Genomic DNA, 15,190 nt, shown 5'->3' on the forward strand with positions numbered 1-15,190 from the left:
CGCCGGGCGGGGCCGCCGGGCAGGGCCGCCGGGCGGGTCGGGCGGCGAGGGCGCGGAGGCGGGATGTGGAGGCTGCGCGGTGGCGTGGTGGAGAGGGCGGGTGGCGAACGGGTTGATCAGGTCTGTGCTTTGCCGATCGCTTGAGAACGCTTGGGAGAGCCCGTCTGCGCGTCCTGTGGTGTGAGGAGTGGCCCGGTGTCAGGCTGGGCGGTATGAGGATTCCCTTCTTCGGTGGACGCCCGGAGCAGCGCGGAGCGGCGGACGAGGCCGGTCGTGGTGCGGATGACGCGGTGGACGGTGCGGGTGACGTGGCGCGTGGGGGAGGTGGGAAGGAGGAGGCGGGCGTGGGCGGTTCGGGTCGTGTTCCGGGCGCCGGTGGTGGTGCCGGTGGAGTTGGTGGTGCCGGTGGTGAGGCGGCGGGGGCGTCGCGTGCGACTGCGACGGTGGCCCGGGAGGGCGTCGGCGGGGGCGCGACGGTGGTGGCGGGAGACGAGGGTGCGGCGGTGCCTGCCGGGGTGGGCGGGCCGCCGCGTCCGGTCGGTGAACTCCTGGAGGAGGACCCGCGCGCGGCCGTGGAGCTCTTCGCGGAGTGCGAGTTGCTGCGGGCGGAGGCCGCCGAGGCGGGCGTCGTGCTCGACGACTCCCCGGAGTCCCTGGAAGCGCTCGACCAACTGCTGCCCCGCTGGCGCTCCGACCCCGAACTCCTCGACCACCTCGGCAACGACGCCGGTTTCTACCTGGGCACCGTCGTCGCGCGCACCGTACCGGGAGCGGTGTGGCGGCTGGGCGGGGACGGAACGCCGGTGGTTCTGCTGCCTTCGGGCCGCGAACTCGCGGTAGTGGAGGACGGACTGGCGTGGGCGGAGTCGGGGGCGCCGGAGCTGTCGCAGGTGTACGGGGAGGTTTCGGAAGGGTGAGGGGTGAGGGGGAGATTTCGGAGGGGTGAGGGGGAGGGGTGAGCGGAGGGGGGTGGCGGGCTGGTCTCGTCGGGAGGGGGGGAGGCGGTGGGTGGCCGTCGCAAGGGGCGTCAGGGCAGCCCCCACCCTCCCTGGGGGCGGCCCCAACACCAGTCTTTCGCACTTCCCCTCGCCCCACCCCCCATCCCGCCACATCTGTGGATAACTCCGCAAAATACCTCAGCGGCTCACTCGTTGAGGTGAGCCGCTTTTCGCGCTGCCTTTCCGACCCGCCCTCGAAGGGGTGAAGTCCGGGCCGTCTCAGGGCCCCTGGAGCCCTTCTCGCGCCCCGATCGACGGGGGATATCCACATGCTCGGCCTCAAATACGGTTAATGCCCGAATGTGCGTGTCGCCCTCCAAGCCCCGTATCCGGATGGGTAGTTTGCGCGGACCGATACCGCTACGGATGGGCTGGTCTCTTGCCGATGGCCGTCGAGCCACTGATCGAACTGCGTGACGTCAACAAGTACTACGGGCAGTTGCACGTACTTCAGGACGTCTCGCTCACCGTGCACCGCGGGGAGGTGGTGGTCGTGATCGGACCCTCGGGGTCCGGCAAGTCCACGCTCTGCCGCACGGTCAACAGGCTGGAGACCGTCCAGTCCGGCTCCATCCTGCTCGACGGAGAGCCACTGCCCGACGAGGGGCGCGGCCTCGCCCGGCTGCGGACCGAGGTCGGCATGGTCTTCCAGTCCTTCAACCTCTTCGCGCACAAGACGGTGCTGGAGAACGTCTCGCTCGCGCAGATCAAGGTCCGCCACCGCAAGCGCGAGGACGCCGACCGGCGTTCACGCGAACTCCTCGACCGCGTCGGGCTCGGCCCGCAGGCCGGCAAGTACCCGGCGCAGCTCTCCGGCGGTCAGCAGCAGCGCGTCGCGATCGCGAGGGCCCTCGCGATGGACCCGAAGGCCCTGCTCTTCGACGAGCCGACCTCCGCGCTCGACCCCGAGATGATCAACGAGGTCCTCGACGTCATGAAACAACTCGCCGATTCCGGCATGACGATGGTCGTCGTCACGCACGAGATGGGCTTCGCCCGGTCTGCGGCGGACCGCGTCGTCTTCATGGACGGTGGCCGCATCGTCGAGGACCGCACACCCGAGGAGTTCTTCACCGCCCCGGAGAGCGAGCGCGCCAAGGACTTCCTCTCCAAGATCCTCAAGCACTGAGCGGAGAGGAGCCCCGCCGTGACCAGCGCCCACAACCCCGGCCACCACTCCCGCAAGCATCCGCACCGCTCGCCCCGCACGCTCCGGTACGGCCACTCCCGCGAGCCGCGCCGCCACTCCCGTGAGCCGCGCCGCCACTCCCGTCCCGCTGTCCTCCTCCTCGCCCTCCTCTGCCTCCTCGCCGCCGCCTGCGGCAAGGAAGGCAGCCCGCCCGCCAAAGGGCCCAGCGCGGCCGAGCTGCCGCGCTACCGCGTGGACTCCGGCTTCCGGCTGCCGGGTTCGGCGACGTGGCGCAAGGCGAAGGCCCGCGGCCGGCTCGTCGTGGGTGCCAAGGAGGACCAGCCCTACCTGGGCGAGAAGGACCCCGCGAGTGGCAGGTACACCGGCTTCGACATCGAGATCGCGAAGATGGTCGCGGCGGGGCTCGGCTTCCCCGCGAACCGGATCAGCTTCCGCACCATCGCCTCCGCGAACCGCGAGACCTCGCTCCAGAACGGTCAGATCGACTACTACGTCGGTACGTACACGATCAACGACAACCGGAAGAAACTCGTCGGCTTCGCGGGGCCCTACTACATGGCTGGTCAGGGCCTGCTCGTGCGCAAGGACGAGGACAGCATCAAGGGGCCGGACGACCTCGACGGCAAACGCGTCTGCTCGGCGGCCGGATCGACGCCGTACCAGCGCATCCAGCACGACTACCCGAAGGCCGACCTCGTCTCGTACGACACGTACTCGATCTGCGTCGACAACCTGCTCACCTACCAGGTCGACGCCGTCACGACCGACGACTCGATCCTGCTCGGCTACGCCGCGAAGGTGCCCGAGGAGCTGAAGGTGGTCGGCAAGCCGTTCTCGAAGGAACCGTACGGGATCGGCGTGCCCCGCAAGGACAACGCGCTGCGCCTCGCGATCGACGGCATCCTCGCCGCTCGCGAGCGCGACGGCACCTGGAAGAAGGCGTACGACGCGACCCTCGGCCTCTCCGGCGTCCCGGCCCCGAAGCCACCACCGATCGACCGCTACCCAGCCTCCTGACCCCACGGGTACCCGCCCGCGGCGAGCGGCACCACGGGGCGCGCCACTCGATGCCGGGAACCGCACCAGGCGGCGCGCCCCCGCACCAAGCAGTGCGCCCCCTCGCACCACGCGGCGCGCGAACCACACCACCCAGCGCCACTCGCACCACCCCCCCCCGGCACCCGCCGCCAAGGCACCGCGCAGAAAGCACCCCCGGACCGCCCATGGACGTACTGACCCAGAACTTCTCGGAATACGGAAAGGGTTTCCTCGGCACGCTCGAACTCACCGTCTACGCCTCGCTGCTCGCCCTCGCCCTCGGCTTCGTCATGGCTTCCTTCCGGGTCGCCCCGGTCGGCAGCCTGCGGGCCTTCGGCACCGCGTGGGTCACGGTGCTGCGCAACACGCCGCTCACGCTGCTCTTCTTCGCGGTGCTGCTCGGTCTGCCACGCTTCGGGCTCGTCCTGCCCTTCCAGCTCTTCGCCGTGCTCGCGCTCGGCTGCTACACCTCGGCGTTCATCTGCGAGGCGCTCCGCTCGGGCATCAACACCGTGCCCAAGGGGCAGGGCGAGGCGGCGCGTTCGCTCGGCATGAGCTTCGGCCAGACCCTCACGACGGTGATCCTCCCGCAGGCGTTCCGCTCCGTGATCCCGCCCGTGGGCTCCCAGCTGATCGCCCTCGCGAAGAACTCGGCGATCGCGGGCGCCTTCAGCGTCACCGAACTCCTCGGCACGTACAAGACGCTCAACGAACTCGGCTTCAACATCGTGTGGGTCTTCGTCTGGATCGCCGTCGGCTATCTCATCCTGACCCTCGCCATCAGCGCCCTGTTCAACTACCTCGAACACCGTTGGGGGGTGCCGCGGTGAAGTCCCTCCTCTCGCGCCACGGGGAGCCCGGGGCCAGCGCCCTCTACGACATCCCCGGACCGCGCACCCGCCGCAGGCACGCGCTCTACGGCCTGGCCGCGACCGCGGTGCTCCTCGCGCTCCTCGGCTGGCTCCTCTACCTGCTCTTCGACACCGACCAGTTCACGGCGGCCAAATGGACTCCCTTCGAGTACGTCGGCATCCAGGAGCTCCTGCTGCGCGGGCTCGGCAACACACTGAAGGCCTTCGCGATCTCGGCGGTGCTCGCCCTCGCCCTCGGCACCCTGCTCGCGGTGGGGCGCCTGTCCGAGCACCGCCTCGTCCGCTGGCCCGCGACCGCGCTCGTGGAGTTCTTCCGGGCCATGCCGGTCCTCGTGATGATCTTCTTCGTCTTCATCGCGCTGAAGGTGCAGCCCCTGCCCGCCCTCGTCACCGGGCTCACGCTCTACAACGGCTCGGTGCTCGCCGAGGTGTTCCGCTCGGGGATCGCCTCCGTCGACCGCGGCCAGCGGGAGGCGGCGTACGCGCTCGGCATGCGCAAGACGCAGGTCATGACGTACATCCTGATCCCGCAGGCGATCCGTGCCATGCTGCCGTCGATCATCAGCCAGCTGGTCGTGGCGCTCAAGGACACCTCGCTCGGATACCTGATCACCTATGAGGAGTTCCTCCATGCCGGAAAACTGATCGCGTCCAACCTCGACTACGACCTGCCCTTCATCCCCGTGGTGATGGTCATCTCGCCCGTCTACATCGGGATGTGCATGCTCCTGTCCTGGCTGGCGCACTGGCTCGCGCGGCGGGAGCGCCGCGATCCCAAGGCCAAGGCGGCCGCGACACCGGAGCCGGGCCCCGGAGCCCCGCTCCAGAACACCGCGTCCCCCGCCCGCTGAGGACGGGGGACGCCGAGAAGGTGTGACCCGTCCGGCGCCGGCCGGGGATCACTGCTCGCGCAGCGGTACCGACAGATACGAGGGGTCGGCCGCCGGCGAGGAGAAGGTCAGCTGCGCGCCGGTCGGGTTGTGCTCGATGTAGAGCGGGTCGACCGTGTCCACGACGAGGGCGAGCTTGTGGCCCGCCGGTACGTCGTACGCCGTCGCGAACAGGTCCAGGCCGACGGCGAACGGCTGCCCCGGCGTGCGGTCGTGGAAGGTGTACGGGGCGTGGGTGACGAGTTTGCCGACGCCGAGCGGGCCCACGTCGTACAGGTACGCGACGAAGGTGCCGTCCGCCTTCGTCGGCGTCACCGTCGTGTGCAGCCGTGCCGTGCCGCGTACGTGGCGCTCGCTGCCGTACGCCGACGACTGCCACACCCCCGTCCAGGCGCGCGGAAGGAGCGGAACCGAGACGGTCGGGGGGAGCTTGACGAGCTGGTCGAGCGCGTTGGACAGGAGGGTGACGCCGCCGTCGGCGCCCGAGTCGAGGTTCGTGGCGATGCGCTGACTGCCGCCCAGGCCGAGCTTCGTCGTGGCCTTGCCGACGTCCTGCCAGCTCGCGTAGTCCTCGTACCCCCCGTCCGAGCGGGAGGAGAGGTGCACGGGCGCCTCGTTCTGCACGCCGTTGTCCTCGCCCTTGAGGTAGTGGTCGAGCCAGCGACGTGTGTCGGTCCAGGTGTCGTTCGGCAGCCCGAGCAGGCCCGTCGCCTCCGACGTCGCGTGGTCTCCGGGCCGGAACTCCAGGCGCTTGGGGCCCGCGAGCTTGGAGAAGAAGTCGGCGTACTGGTTGGGCGGGAAGAAGGAGTCGCCCCACGCGTTGCCGAGGAAGACGGCGGGCTTGTTGCGGTTGATGCCGTCGAGGTACGTCGCGGGGGAGCGGACCTTGCCCCACGCGATCATCTCGTCCTCCTTGGCGAGGCTCGAGCCGAGGAAGTCCTTCAGGATCTGCTGGAACTCGGCGCTCGGCCGCCCCGTGAGGAAGCCGAGGCCGCCGAGGAGCGCGCCCGCCATCGCGTGCTGGGTGCGGCCGCTGTAGATCGAGTCGATCAGGTCGCCCCAGCCGCTCAGCGCCGCGACCGCCTTGATCCGGGGGTCGTGGCCGGCCGCGAGCAGGCTGATCCCCGCCCCGTAGGAGACCCCGGCCATGCCGATGCGGCCCGCGTCCGCCGGGGTGTTGGCGAGTGCCCAGTCGATGACCGCCGAGGCGTCCGCGACGTCCTTCGGGCCGCCGACCTCGATCTCGCCGCCGGACTGGAGGAAGCCGCGCGAGTTGTACGTGACGACGACGTACCCCGTCTCGGCGAGTTTCTGTGCCTGTGCCAGGTATTCGATCTGCGGCATCGACCAGCTCGTCGGCAGGACGACGAGGGGGTACGCGCGGCTCGTGTCGGCCGGGGCGACGACGTTGCCCTTGAGGACGGTGCCGCCGTCGCCCGGGATGTCGGCGAAGCGGACGGTCGGCGCCGCGGCAGCGGCGGCGGGGGCGGCGACGGCTCCGGCGGCGGCCGGACCGGTGAGCAGGAGTGCCGCCGCGAGGACGGCGAGCGTGGGGGAGGAGCGGGGAGCGCGCATGGGTCACCTCTCGGGAAGGGTGAGCGACGCGGTGAGGACCGCTAAGTGACCCGACGGTAACCGCAGGGGCTTACCGGAGGTAACCGGTCGGCATGTTACGCGCGAGTAACGATTACGGGCCGCCCCCCGCACGCGCGAGCCGCCCCCGGCCCGTACGGGCCAGGGGCGGCTCGCGCCGCGTACCGCTCAGGCGGCGGCCTTCGCCTCCCCGCCCGCCGCCCCCTTGCGCACCGAGGTCTGGAGCGACTCGTCCCCCACGTCCACGACCACCGTGTCCCCCGGGTCCGCCTCGCCGCCGAGGAGCAGGTCGGCGATGCGGTTGTCCAGTTCGGCCTGGATCGTGCGGCGCAGTGGCCGCGCCCCGAACTCCGGCTGCGTGCCGTGCGCGACGAGCAGCTTCTTCGCCGCCGGGGTGATCTCCAGACCGAGGCCCTGGGCGTGGACCCGGCGCGCGCTGCGCTCCAGGAGCAGGTCGAGGATCGAGGTCAGCTCGGTGTCGCCGAGGCTGTGGAAGATGATCACCTCGTCCACGCGGTTGAGGAACTCCGGCAGGAACCGTCCGCGCAGGTCCTCCATCAGCTCGTCCCTGATGCCGCTGACGTCGCCGTGGTGATCGAGGATGCGCTGCGCCCCGATGTTGGACGTCATGATGACGACCGTGTGCCGGAAGTCGACCGTCCGGCCCTGCGCGTCGGTGAGCCGTCCGTCGTCGAGCACCTGGAGCAGCGTGTTGAAGACGTCCGGGTGCGCCTTCTCGACCTCGTCGAACAACAGCACGCTGTACGGGCTGCGGCGCACCTTCTCGGTGAGCTGCCCCGCCTCCTCGTGCCCGACGTAGCCGGGCGGGGCGCCGACGAGCCGCGAGACGGTGTGCTTCTCCTGGAACTCGCTCATGTCGAAGCGCACCATGCGGTTCTCGTCGCCGAAGAGCAGCTCCGCGAGCGCCTTCGCCAGCTCCGTCTTGCCGACCCCGGTCGGGCCGAGGAAGAGGAACGAGCCGACGGGCCGGTCCGGGTCGCCCATCCCGGCCCGGTTGCGCCGCACCGCCTGCGCGACGGCGGTCACCGCCTCCTCCTGGCCGACGACGCGCGAGTGCAGCGCCTCCTCCAGCTTCATGAGCTTCTGCTTCTCGTCCTCGGTGAGCTGCGCGACCGGGATGCCCGTACGGCGCGAGAGGACCTGCGCGATGTCCTCGACCGTCACCTCGCGCACGCCCTCGCGCCGCTCGGCGATCCCGTCCAGCTCCGCGCGCGCCGACCCGATCTCGCGCTTGAGCCCGTCCGCCCGCTCGAAGTCCTCGGCCGCGACCGCCTGGTCCTTCTCGCGGTTCAGCTTCGCGAGCCGGTCCTCCAGCTCCGTCGCCTCCGCCGAGCCGCCGAGCGAGCGCAGCCGCACGCGCGCCCCCGCCGTGTCGATGAGGTCGATCGCCTTGTCCGGCAGGAAGCGGTCCGTGACGTAGCGGTCCGACAGCTCGGCGGCCGCGGCGAGCGCGTCGTCGCTGAAACGCACCTGGTGGTGCGCCTCGTACGTGTCGCGCAGCCCCTGAAGGATCTGCACCGTCTCCTCGACGCTCGGCTCGGAGACCATGACGGGCTGGAAGCGGCGTTCGAGCGCCGCGTCCTTCTCGATGTTCTTGCGGTACTCGTCGATCGTCGTCGCGCCGACCACGTGCAGCTCGCCGCGCGCGAGCGCCGGCTTGAGGATGTTGCCCGCGTCCATCGAGCCCTCGCCGCCCGAGCCCGCGCCGACGACGGTGTGCAGCTCGTCGATGAAGAGGATCGTCGAGTCCTGGGCCGCGCGCACCTCGTCGATGACCTTCTTCAGCCGCTCCTCGAACTCGCCCCGGTACTTCGAGCCCGCGACGAGCCCCGGCAGGTCGAGCGCGACGACGCGCCGGTCCTTGAGTGTCTTCGGCACGTCGCCGCTCACGACGCGCTGCGCGATGCCCTCGACGATCGCGGTCTTGCCCACGCCCGGCTCGCCGATGAGCACGGGGTTGTTCTTGGAGCGCCGCGAGAGGACCTCGACGGTCTGCTCGACCTCCTCCGCGCGCCCCACCACCGGATCGAGGCGGCCCGCCCTCGCCTCCTCGGTGAGATCCCGGCCGTACTCGTCGAGCGTCGGCGTGGCGCTGTCCGCACGCCCCGCACCGCCCGCCCGCCCCGGCCCCGGGCCCTGCTCGCCGCCGCCGCGTCCCGTCTCCGCGCGCATCCGCTCCGCGTCGGCGCCGCTGTCGCCCAGCAGCCGTTCGACGGCCGGGGACGAGCCGTCGACCAGGCTCGCGAGGATGTGCTCGGGGCCGATGTACGAGACCCCCGCCGCCTGCGAGCGGGCGTGCGCGCCGATCAGGACGCGCTTCGCCGCGGGGGTCAGTCCCGGCTCGGCGGAGGGAACCGCGCTCTCGCCGGGCAGGACGTCCGCGAGCCGTTCGGCGAGCGCGTCCGGGGCGGCCCCCGCGCGGGAGAGCAGCGAACGGGTCGGCTCGACCTGCGTCGCCGCCCACAGCAGGTGCTCCGTGTCCAGGTCCGCGCTGCCGTCCTCCTCCGCCCGCCGCGACGCCCGCGCGAGCAGCTCGCGCGCCGAGTCGCTCAGCAGCCGCCCGATCGGCACCCGCTGCACGGCGGGCGGCGAGGAACCGGGGGACATCCCGAAGAAACGGTTGAGCAGGTCGGAGAAGGGGTCCTGGCCGCCGAGTGACCCGAAGGACGACAGTGACATGGGCGCTCCCTGTGAACGGCACGCACGGATGCCGGCCCACGTGCCCGGTGGGGACGTGTCCGACTACGGGCGTCTTCGCCCCCACCACCCAAACACCGCCGAATGGGGGCTGCAAGCGGGGCGGGCGTGGGGTGCGCGCGGTCCGGACAGCGATCCGGCCCCGCTCTCACGTCCCCGCGCGCCCGGACCGGGTGTCACGCCTCCGTCGCGCTCGCCCGCGTCTCCGGCACGGTCTCGGCGCGGGTCATCGCCGTCCGGGTCACGTCGCCGACGAGTTCGACGACATCCGCGCCGTAGGCCGCCGAGTTCACGACCCGCAGCAGCAGCACGAAGGAGTCGCGGCGGTAGCGGCGGCGCAGGCGCTCCTGGTGGGTCACGAGGTAGCGCGCCGCCGCCTGGTTGTTCACCGAACGCTGCCCGCACAGCAGGAACACCGGGCGCGTCAGCTCCTCGCGCCCCGTCGTGAGCCGCGCGAGCAGGACGTACTCGGACTGGCCGTGGTCGAGCGCGTACCGCTCGCCGCCGATGACGAAGGCGTTGCGCTCGGGGCTCGGGTCCGTCTCCACCCGTATCCCGGGGAGCAGCGCGGCCAGGTGCGCAGCGGTGCGGCGATTCGAGTACGGGCCGCCCACGCAGAACTCCGCCAGCTCGCCGAAGCCGCGCCGGGCCTCGTCGTGGGCGAGGACCTGGGCCCGCGCCCCGCACTCCTTGATCAGCGCGGCGAGTTCGAGCAGCGCGTACGCGTCGAAGCGGGCGACGGCGAAGTCCGCGCCGCCCGAGTCCTTGTTCACCACGAGCAGCGCCTCGCTGTGCGCGGGCAGCCCGAAGAACTCCCTCGTACGGCCGAGGCGGCGGCGCCCGACGAAGGCGCGCGCCGACCAGGCGAGCGCGGCGCTGAGGGCCGAGGCGAGGAGGCCGAGCAGGATGTCGCGTACGTCGTCCGTCATGGCGCGCGATCGTACCGGCTCGGCAGTTCAACCGGCCCGCGCGCGGGGCCGGTTGGGGCCCGATCCGCGCCTCCGCGCCGAGGCGGGGGTGCGTGGTGCGGTGCCCGCGTGGCGTTCTGGTGGTGAGCTGGGGGCCAAGTTACGCTGCGCGGACGGCTGTTGACTGGAGGAAGACCGGATGTCACATTCCGCGGCGCGGCGCGCCGGGCGCCGCCGCACCCTCTCGTACCTGTCCCTGACCGCCGTCGTCGCCGGGGCACTCAGCCTCGGCGCGGCCCCACCCCCGCACACCCCCGGACCTGTCGCCAAGACCCCCGTCGCCACCGGCTGGGGCGGGGCCGTCGCGAGCGTCGACGCGGACGCGAGCGCCGCCGGGATCGAGGTGCTGCGCAAGGGCGGCAACGCCGTGGACGCCGCCGTCGCGACCGCCGCCGCGCTCGGCGTCACCGAGCCCTACTCCTCGGGGCTCGGCGGGGGCGGCTACTTCGTCTACTACGACGCCCGCACCCACCGCGTCCACACCCTCGACGGCCGCGAGACCGCGCCCCGCGCCGCCGACAAGAACCTCTTCGTCGAGAACGGCGCTCCGCTCCCCTTCGCCGACGCCGTCACGAGCGGCCTGAGCGTCGGCACCCCCGGCACCCCCGCGACGTGGGACGAGGCGCTGCGCTCCTGGGGCCGCACGTCCACCCGCGATGTCCTCGCGCCCGCGACCCGCCTCGCCCGCCAGGGCTTCACCGTCGACGCCACCTTCCGTCAGCAGACCGCCGACAACGCGGCCCGCTTCCGCGACTTCCCCGCGAGCGCGAAGCTCTTCCTGCCCGGCGGCGAGCCCCCCGCGGTGGGCAGCACCCTCAAGAACCCCGACCTGGCCCGTACGTACGACGAACTCTCCCGCAAGGGACTGCGCTCGTTGTACGGAGGCGCCCTCGCCCAGGACATCGTGCGCACCGCGACCCACCCGCCGCTCGCCCCGGGCTCGACCCGCAACGCGCGCCCCGGCAAGCTCGCCACCGCCGATCTGCGCGCCTACGACGTCAAGCACCAGGCCCCGACCCGGACCGGCTACCGGGGCCTCGACGTCTACTCCATCGCGCCCTCCTCCTCCGGCGGCACGACCGTCGGCGAGGCGCTGAACATCCTGGAGAACGACAAGCTCGGCAAGCTCTCCCAGGAGCAGTACCTGCACCACTTCATCGAGGCGAGCAGGATCGCCTTCGCCGACCGGGGGCGCTGGGTCGGCGACCCGAGCCGCGAGAACGTGCCGACGAAGGAACTCCTCTCGCAACGCTTCGCCGACTCGCGCGCCTGCCTGATCCAGGACGACGCGGTCCTGAAGAGCCCGCTCGCCCCCGCCGACCCGCGCCACCCCGGCAAGGGGTGCGCGCCCGCGGGCAAGGGCGTCGACACGACGTACGAGGGCGAGAACACGACCCACCTGACGACCGCGGACCGCTGGGGCAACGTCGTCTCCTACACCCTCACCATCGAGCAGACCGGCGGCAGCGCGATCACCGTGCCGGGCCGTGGCTTCCTGCTCAACAACGAGCTGACCGACTTCTCCTTCACCCAGGCGAACCCGGCCGTGCCCGACCCGAACCTGCCCGGTCCGGGCAAGCGCCCGCGCTCCTCCATCTCCCCGACGATCGTCCTCGACCGGCACGGCGAACCCGTCGTCGCGCTCGGCTCGCCGGGCGGCGCGACGATCATCACGACCGTGCTCCAGACCCTCACCGGTTACGTCGACCGCGGTCTCCCGCTCGTCGACGCCATCGCGGCGCCGCGCGCGAGCCAGCGCAACGCCGCGGCGACCGAGCTGGAACCGGCGCTGTACGACAGCGCGCTGCGCGGCAAGCTGGAGGCGATCGGGCACACGTTCACGCAGGTGCCCGAGATCGGCGCGGCGACCGGGATCGAGCGGCTGAAGGACGGCCGCTGGCGGGCCGCCGCCGAACCCGTACGGCGCGGCGGCGGCAGCGCGATGGTCGTGCGCCCCGCCCCGTGACCCACTGACCCCGCCCGCGCGCGGCCGGCTCCCGTACGTACGCGAGCCGGCCGCCCGCGCGCGTTCACAGCGCCGTCAGGATCTGTGGCCCCTCCTCCGTCACCGCCACCGTGTGCTCCACGTGGGCGGCGCGGGAACCGTCGTTCGTGCGCAGCGTCCAGCCGTCGGGGTCCGGGTGGTAGCCGTCGGTGCCGCCCGCGATGACCATGGGCTCGATGGCGATGACGAGCCCGGGGCGGAGCACCATGCCGCGCCCCGGCCGTCCCTCGTTGGGCACGCCCGGGTCCTCGTGCATCGCGCGGCCCACGCCGTGCCCGCCGAAGTCCTCGGGGATGCCGTACCCCTCCGCCCGGCACACGGTGCTCACCGCGTAGCCGATGTCGCCGATCCGCGCGCCCGCCTTCGCCGCCTCGATCCCGGCGGCGAGCGCGCGCTCCGCCGTCGCGATGAGCTTGACGTCCTCGGGGCGCGGCGTCCCCACCGTGAAGCTGATCGCCGAATCCCCGGCCCAGCCGCCGAGGAGCGCCCCGAAGTCCGCGCTCACGAGGTCGCCGTCGCGCAGCGGCTCGTCGCCCGGGATGCCGTGCACGATCGCGTCGTTGACCGAGATGATGAGCGTCGCGGGGAACGGGACCGGGGCGAAGTGCGGGTGGTAGTTCAGGAACGGGGAGTCCGCCCCGGCCTCCCGCAGCACCTCGCGTGCCACCTCGTCCAGCTCGCGCGGCCGTACGCCGGGCGCCGCCGCCTTCCGCACGGCGTGCAGGCCACGGGCCACGACGCGTCCGGCCTCGCGCATCTCAAGAATCTCGGCTGCTGTCTTCCTTCGCACCATGCCAATTACTATACCGCAATTCTTATACCGCTCGCCCACGGCCGGTCACCGCGCCGGACCCGCTGCACTTTCCCCGCCCGGACCCGCCCGGCCCGACCCCCGCCCCGGACCCGTCCTGATCGCGCCCCTCCGTACGCCGTGCGGGCCCCGTAGAATCGCCGCATGGTCCGTACTCCGCTCACCCCCGAGGAACGCGCCCGCGGCGAACGGCTCGGGGCGCTCCTCCGGGACGCGCGCGGCGGGCGCAGCATGGCCGAGGTCGCCATCGAGGCGGGCATCTCCGCCGAGACGCTGCGCAAGATCGAGACCGGGCGGGCTCCCACCCCGGCCTTCTTCACGGTGGCGGCGCTCGCCCGGGCCTTGGAGCTGTCGCTCGACGCCATCGAGGAGGCGTGCGGGGCGGCTCCGCTCGGTGCGGTGAGCTGAGAGTTCTGCCGCCGGAGGGGCCGACTTGTCCGCCGGCGGGGCTCAGCTGTGCGCCGTCGCTCGCCTCAGTGAGGCCACCAGCGCCCGCTCGAAGGACGTGCGGGTGTCCTCGTCGAGCAGTCCGAGCGACAGGTACGGATTGTGGTCCTCCAGCTCCACGAGCAGCAGGTCCCCCTCCGGCGTGCGGCAGGCGTCCACGCGCTGGATGCCGTACGGCAGGGCGTTCCACTCGATGAAACGGCGCGCGAAGGCGAGATCCGCCGCGCTCGGACGGTAGGGGGCCAGCTCCCAGCGGCGGGCGGGGTCCGGGGCGTACAGCGCGTACTGGAAGACGTCGTCCACGAAGGTGAAGGAGACCTCGTACCGGAACGGGATGTACGGCTGGATCAGCGTGCGCGCGTCAGGCGTGCGGCCCGCGAGCGCGGCCGGGTCGAGGCGCGCGAGGCCCACCGAGTCCGCGCCGTCGACCGGCTTGACGATGTACGAGCCGGACGCGGGCAGGTCGCCGGGCGCCGTGTCGCCCGCGTACGTCGGGATCACGGGCAGGCCCGCGCGCGTCAGCTCGACGAGGTACCCCTTGCCCGCCATGTCGGCGCGGCCCGTGAGCGGGTTGTGGACGGGGATGCCGCGACGCAGCGCCTCGGCGCGGAACTCCGCGTAGGCGGCCGGGTAGTGCAGGACGGGGCCGCTGTTGCGGACGAGGACGGCGTCGAAACCGTCCAGGAGACGGGCGGCGTCGCGCGGATCGCACAGGGCGAGCGGGAAGTCGGCGCGCAGCCGGGCCGAGAGCTCCAGGTCCTCGTCCGCGTAGCGGCGGCCCGCTGCGCGGTAGGCGAGGTCGGTCACGTACAGCAGGCGCGGGGTGTGCAGGGTCATGGGAGGTCAGTCCTCGTACCCGGAGCGGGCCTGCGCGTCGTCGGCGGAACCGCCGCCGTGCGAGCGGCTCATCTCGATGCGCAACGGGACGGCGACGCAGACGACCGCCGCGGTGAGGAGCAGCCCGAGCACGAAGAGCCAGTCGAGACCGGGTAGCGAGAGGCCGACCCACGCCGTCCCGTCCTGCTGCGTCATCCTGTGCGACTCCTCCGTCGTGCCCGCCCGGGCTCTCCTGCCCCGCCCCGGCGGCGCCATGCCTCATTGCCGACAGGGTCCACCATGCTCCGGAACAGCCGGTAACGGGAAACCGGGGCGGGGGACTCGCCCCGGTACGCCACGAAGATCACTTCGAGACGGGGCAGGGCGTCGTGCACGGGGGGCGGGGGTCGGCGGGGGGAGTGCCCCGCCCGTCACCCCCCTTCGCGCGCCCCGCGCTTCCCGCCCGTGACTCCGTCGCTCCCCGAAAAGCCCGTGTAGCCGCCGCGTAACACGGCGGGTGTTTCCTTCCGCACCAAAGGACGGACGCCGCAGTGGGAGCGGGGCACGCGTGGTGGGACGACTTCCCTTCCGGATCGACCAGTTCGGGACCGCCGAGGCACGGGACCCGGTCGCGGACTTCGCCCGCGCCTTCGGCGAACTGCTCGCGGGACTCGACCCGGGCGCCGGCTGGTGCGAGATCTTCTGGGCCCGCGACCCCCGGGGCATGCGGGCCTGCGTCGACGGGACGGAGACGCCCCCGTGGGACGTCGTCGAAGCCCTCGTCGAGGACCACGTGGCGCGCACGGCGCCGGGGACGCAGCCCCGGCAGGCCGCCGCCGGGCTGCGCACGGCGTACCTGGCCGCCCTCGCCGCGCGCGACGCCC

General features: G+C 72.5%; 13 protein-coding genes and 1 pseudogene. 8 read left to right on the top strand and 6 right to left on the bottom strand.

Features of this window, described 5'->3' with window-relative positions:
* Positions 1 to 515: 515 nt before the first annotated feature.
* The 5 genes from G3I42_RS03670 (at position 516) to G3I42_RS03690 (ending at position 4,909) form a co-directional block, all read left to right on the top strand.
* The gene (locus G3I42_RS03670) at positions 516 to 917 is read left to right on the top strand and encodes a DUF6278 family protein (RefSeq protein WP_343244444.1); all 402 of its coding nucleotides are present in this window, start codon (positions 516 to 518) and stop codon (positions 915 to 917) included.
* 466 nt (positions 918 to 1,383) lie between these two features.
* Entirely contained in the window at positions 1,384 to 2,127 is a 744-nt protein-coding gene (locus G3I42_RS03675; RefSeq protein WP_164282402.1) for an amino acid ABC transporter ATP-binding protein, read from the top strand.
* An 18-nt stretch (positions 2,128 to 2,145) separates the two neighbouring features.
* Positions 2,146 to 3,165 (top strand): glutamate ABC transporter substrate-binding protein, encoded by a 1,020-nt coding sequence (locus tag G3I42_RS03680; RefSeq protein ID WP_164282403.1) that lies wholly within the window; start codon positions 2,146 to 2,148, stop codon positions 3,163 to 3,165.
* A gap of 206 nt (positions 3,166 to 3,371) precedes the next feature.
* Positions 3,372 to 4,016 (top strand): amino acid ABC transporter permease, encoded by a 645-nt coding sequence (locus G3I42_RS03685; protein ID WP_164282404.1) that lies wholly within the window; start codon positions 3,372 to 3,374, stop codon positions 4,014 to 4,016.
* A complete protein-coding gene (locus tag G3I42_RS03690; protein ID WP_164282405.1) occupies positions 4,013 to 4,909 on the top strand; it encodes an amino acid ABC transporter permease in 897 nt (298 codons plus the stop codon). The genes G3I42_RS03685 and G3I42_RS03690 overlap by 4 nt, the downstream gene beginning before the upstream one ends.
* Before the next feature lie 48 nt (positions 4,910 to 4,957).
* On the opposite strand, the gene G3I42_RS03695 is transcribed toward G3I42_RS03690, so the two are convergent.
* From G3I42_RS03695 to G3I42_RS03705, 3 genes are all read right to left on the bottom strand, one after another.
* Positions 4,958 to 6,523, bottom strand: a complete 1,566-nt coding sequence (locus G3I42_RS03695) for an alpha/beta fold hydrolase (protein ID WP_164282406.1) — start codon at positions 6,521 to 6,523, stop codon at positions 4,958 to 4,960.
* A gap of 186 nt (positions 6,524 to 6,709) precedes the next feature.
* Positions 6,710 to 9,241 (bottom strand): AAA family ATPase, encoded by a 2,532-nt coding sequence (locus G3I42_RS03700; RefSeq protein ID WP_164282407.1) that lies wholly within the window; start codon positions 9,239 to 9,241, stop codon positions 6,710 to 6,712.
* 194 nt (positions 9,242 to 9,435) lie between these two features.
* Entirely contained in the window at positions 9,436 to 10,188 is a 753-nt protein-coding gene (locus tag G3I42_RS03705) for a hypothetical protein (RefSeq protein ID WP_164282408.1), read from the bottom strand.
* A 178-nt stretch (positions 10,189 to 10,366) separates the two neighbouring features.
* Here G3I42_RS03705 and ggt point away from each other — a divergent pair, with 178 nt between their 5' ends.
* The gene (ggt, locus tag G3I42_RS03710) at positions 10,367 to 12,193 is read left to right on the top strand and encodes a gamma-glutamyltransferase (protein ID WP_164282409.1); all 1,827 of its coding nucleotides are present in this window, start codon (positions 10,367 to 10,369) and stop codon (positions 12,191 to 12,193) included.
* A 64-nt stretch (positions 12,194 to 12,257) separates the two neighbouring features.
* Here ggt and map read toward each other — a convergent pair whose 3' ends face one another.
* Complete coding sequence (gene map / locus G3I42_RS03715) at positions 12,258 to 13,025, bottom strand: type I methionyl aminopeptidase (RefSeq protein WP_164282410.1); 768 nt, start codon at positions 13,023 to 13,025, stop codon at positions 12,258 to 12,260.
* A gap of 162 nt (positions 13,026 to 13,187) precedes the next feature.
* Here map and G3I42_RS03720 point away from each other — a divergent pair, with 162 nt between their 5' ends.
* On the top strand, positions 13,188 to 13,451 hold the full coding sequence (locus G3I42_RS03720) for a helix-turn-helix transcriptional regulator (RefSeq protein WP_164282411.1): 264 nt from the start codon (positions 13,188 to 13,190) through the stop codon (positions 13,449 to 13,451).
* A gap of 42 nt (positions 13,452 to 13,493) precedes the next feature.
* Here G3I42_RS03720 and G3I42_RS03725 read toward each other — a convergent pair whose 3' ends face one another.
* Both G3I42_RS03725 and G3I42_RS03730 read right to left on the bottom strand, forming a co-directional pair.
* Positions 13,494 to 14,327 carry a hypothetical protein gene (locus tag G3I42_RS03725; protein WP_164282412.1) on the bottom strand — a complete coding sequence of 278 codons (834 nt, stop codon included), beginning with the start codon at positions 14,325 to 14,327 and terminating at the stop codon, positions 13,494 to 13,496.
* A gap of 6 nt (positions 14,328 to 14,333) precedes the next feature.
* On the bottom strand, positions 14,334 to 14,522 hold the full coding sequence (locus G3I42_RS03730) for a hypothetical protein (protein ID WP_164282413.1): 189 nt from the start codon (positions 14,520 to 14,522) through the stop codon (positions 14,334 to 14,336).
* Positions 14,523 to 14,874: 352 nt separating this feature from the next.
* Here G3I42_RS03730 and G3I42_RS03735 point away from each other — a divergent pair.
* A pseudogene (locus tag G3I42_RS03735) lies at positions 14,875 to 15,190 on the top strand (hypothetical protein); the annotation flags it as partial.

The organism is Streptomyces sp. SID11385 (genome assembly GCF_010548245.1).
GTDB lineage: Bacteria > Actinomycetota > Actinomycetes > Streptomycetales > Streptomycetaceae > Streptomyces.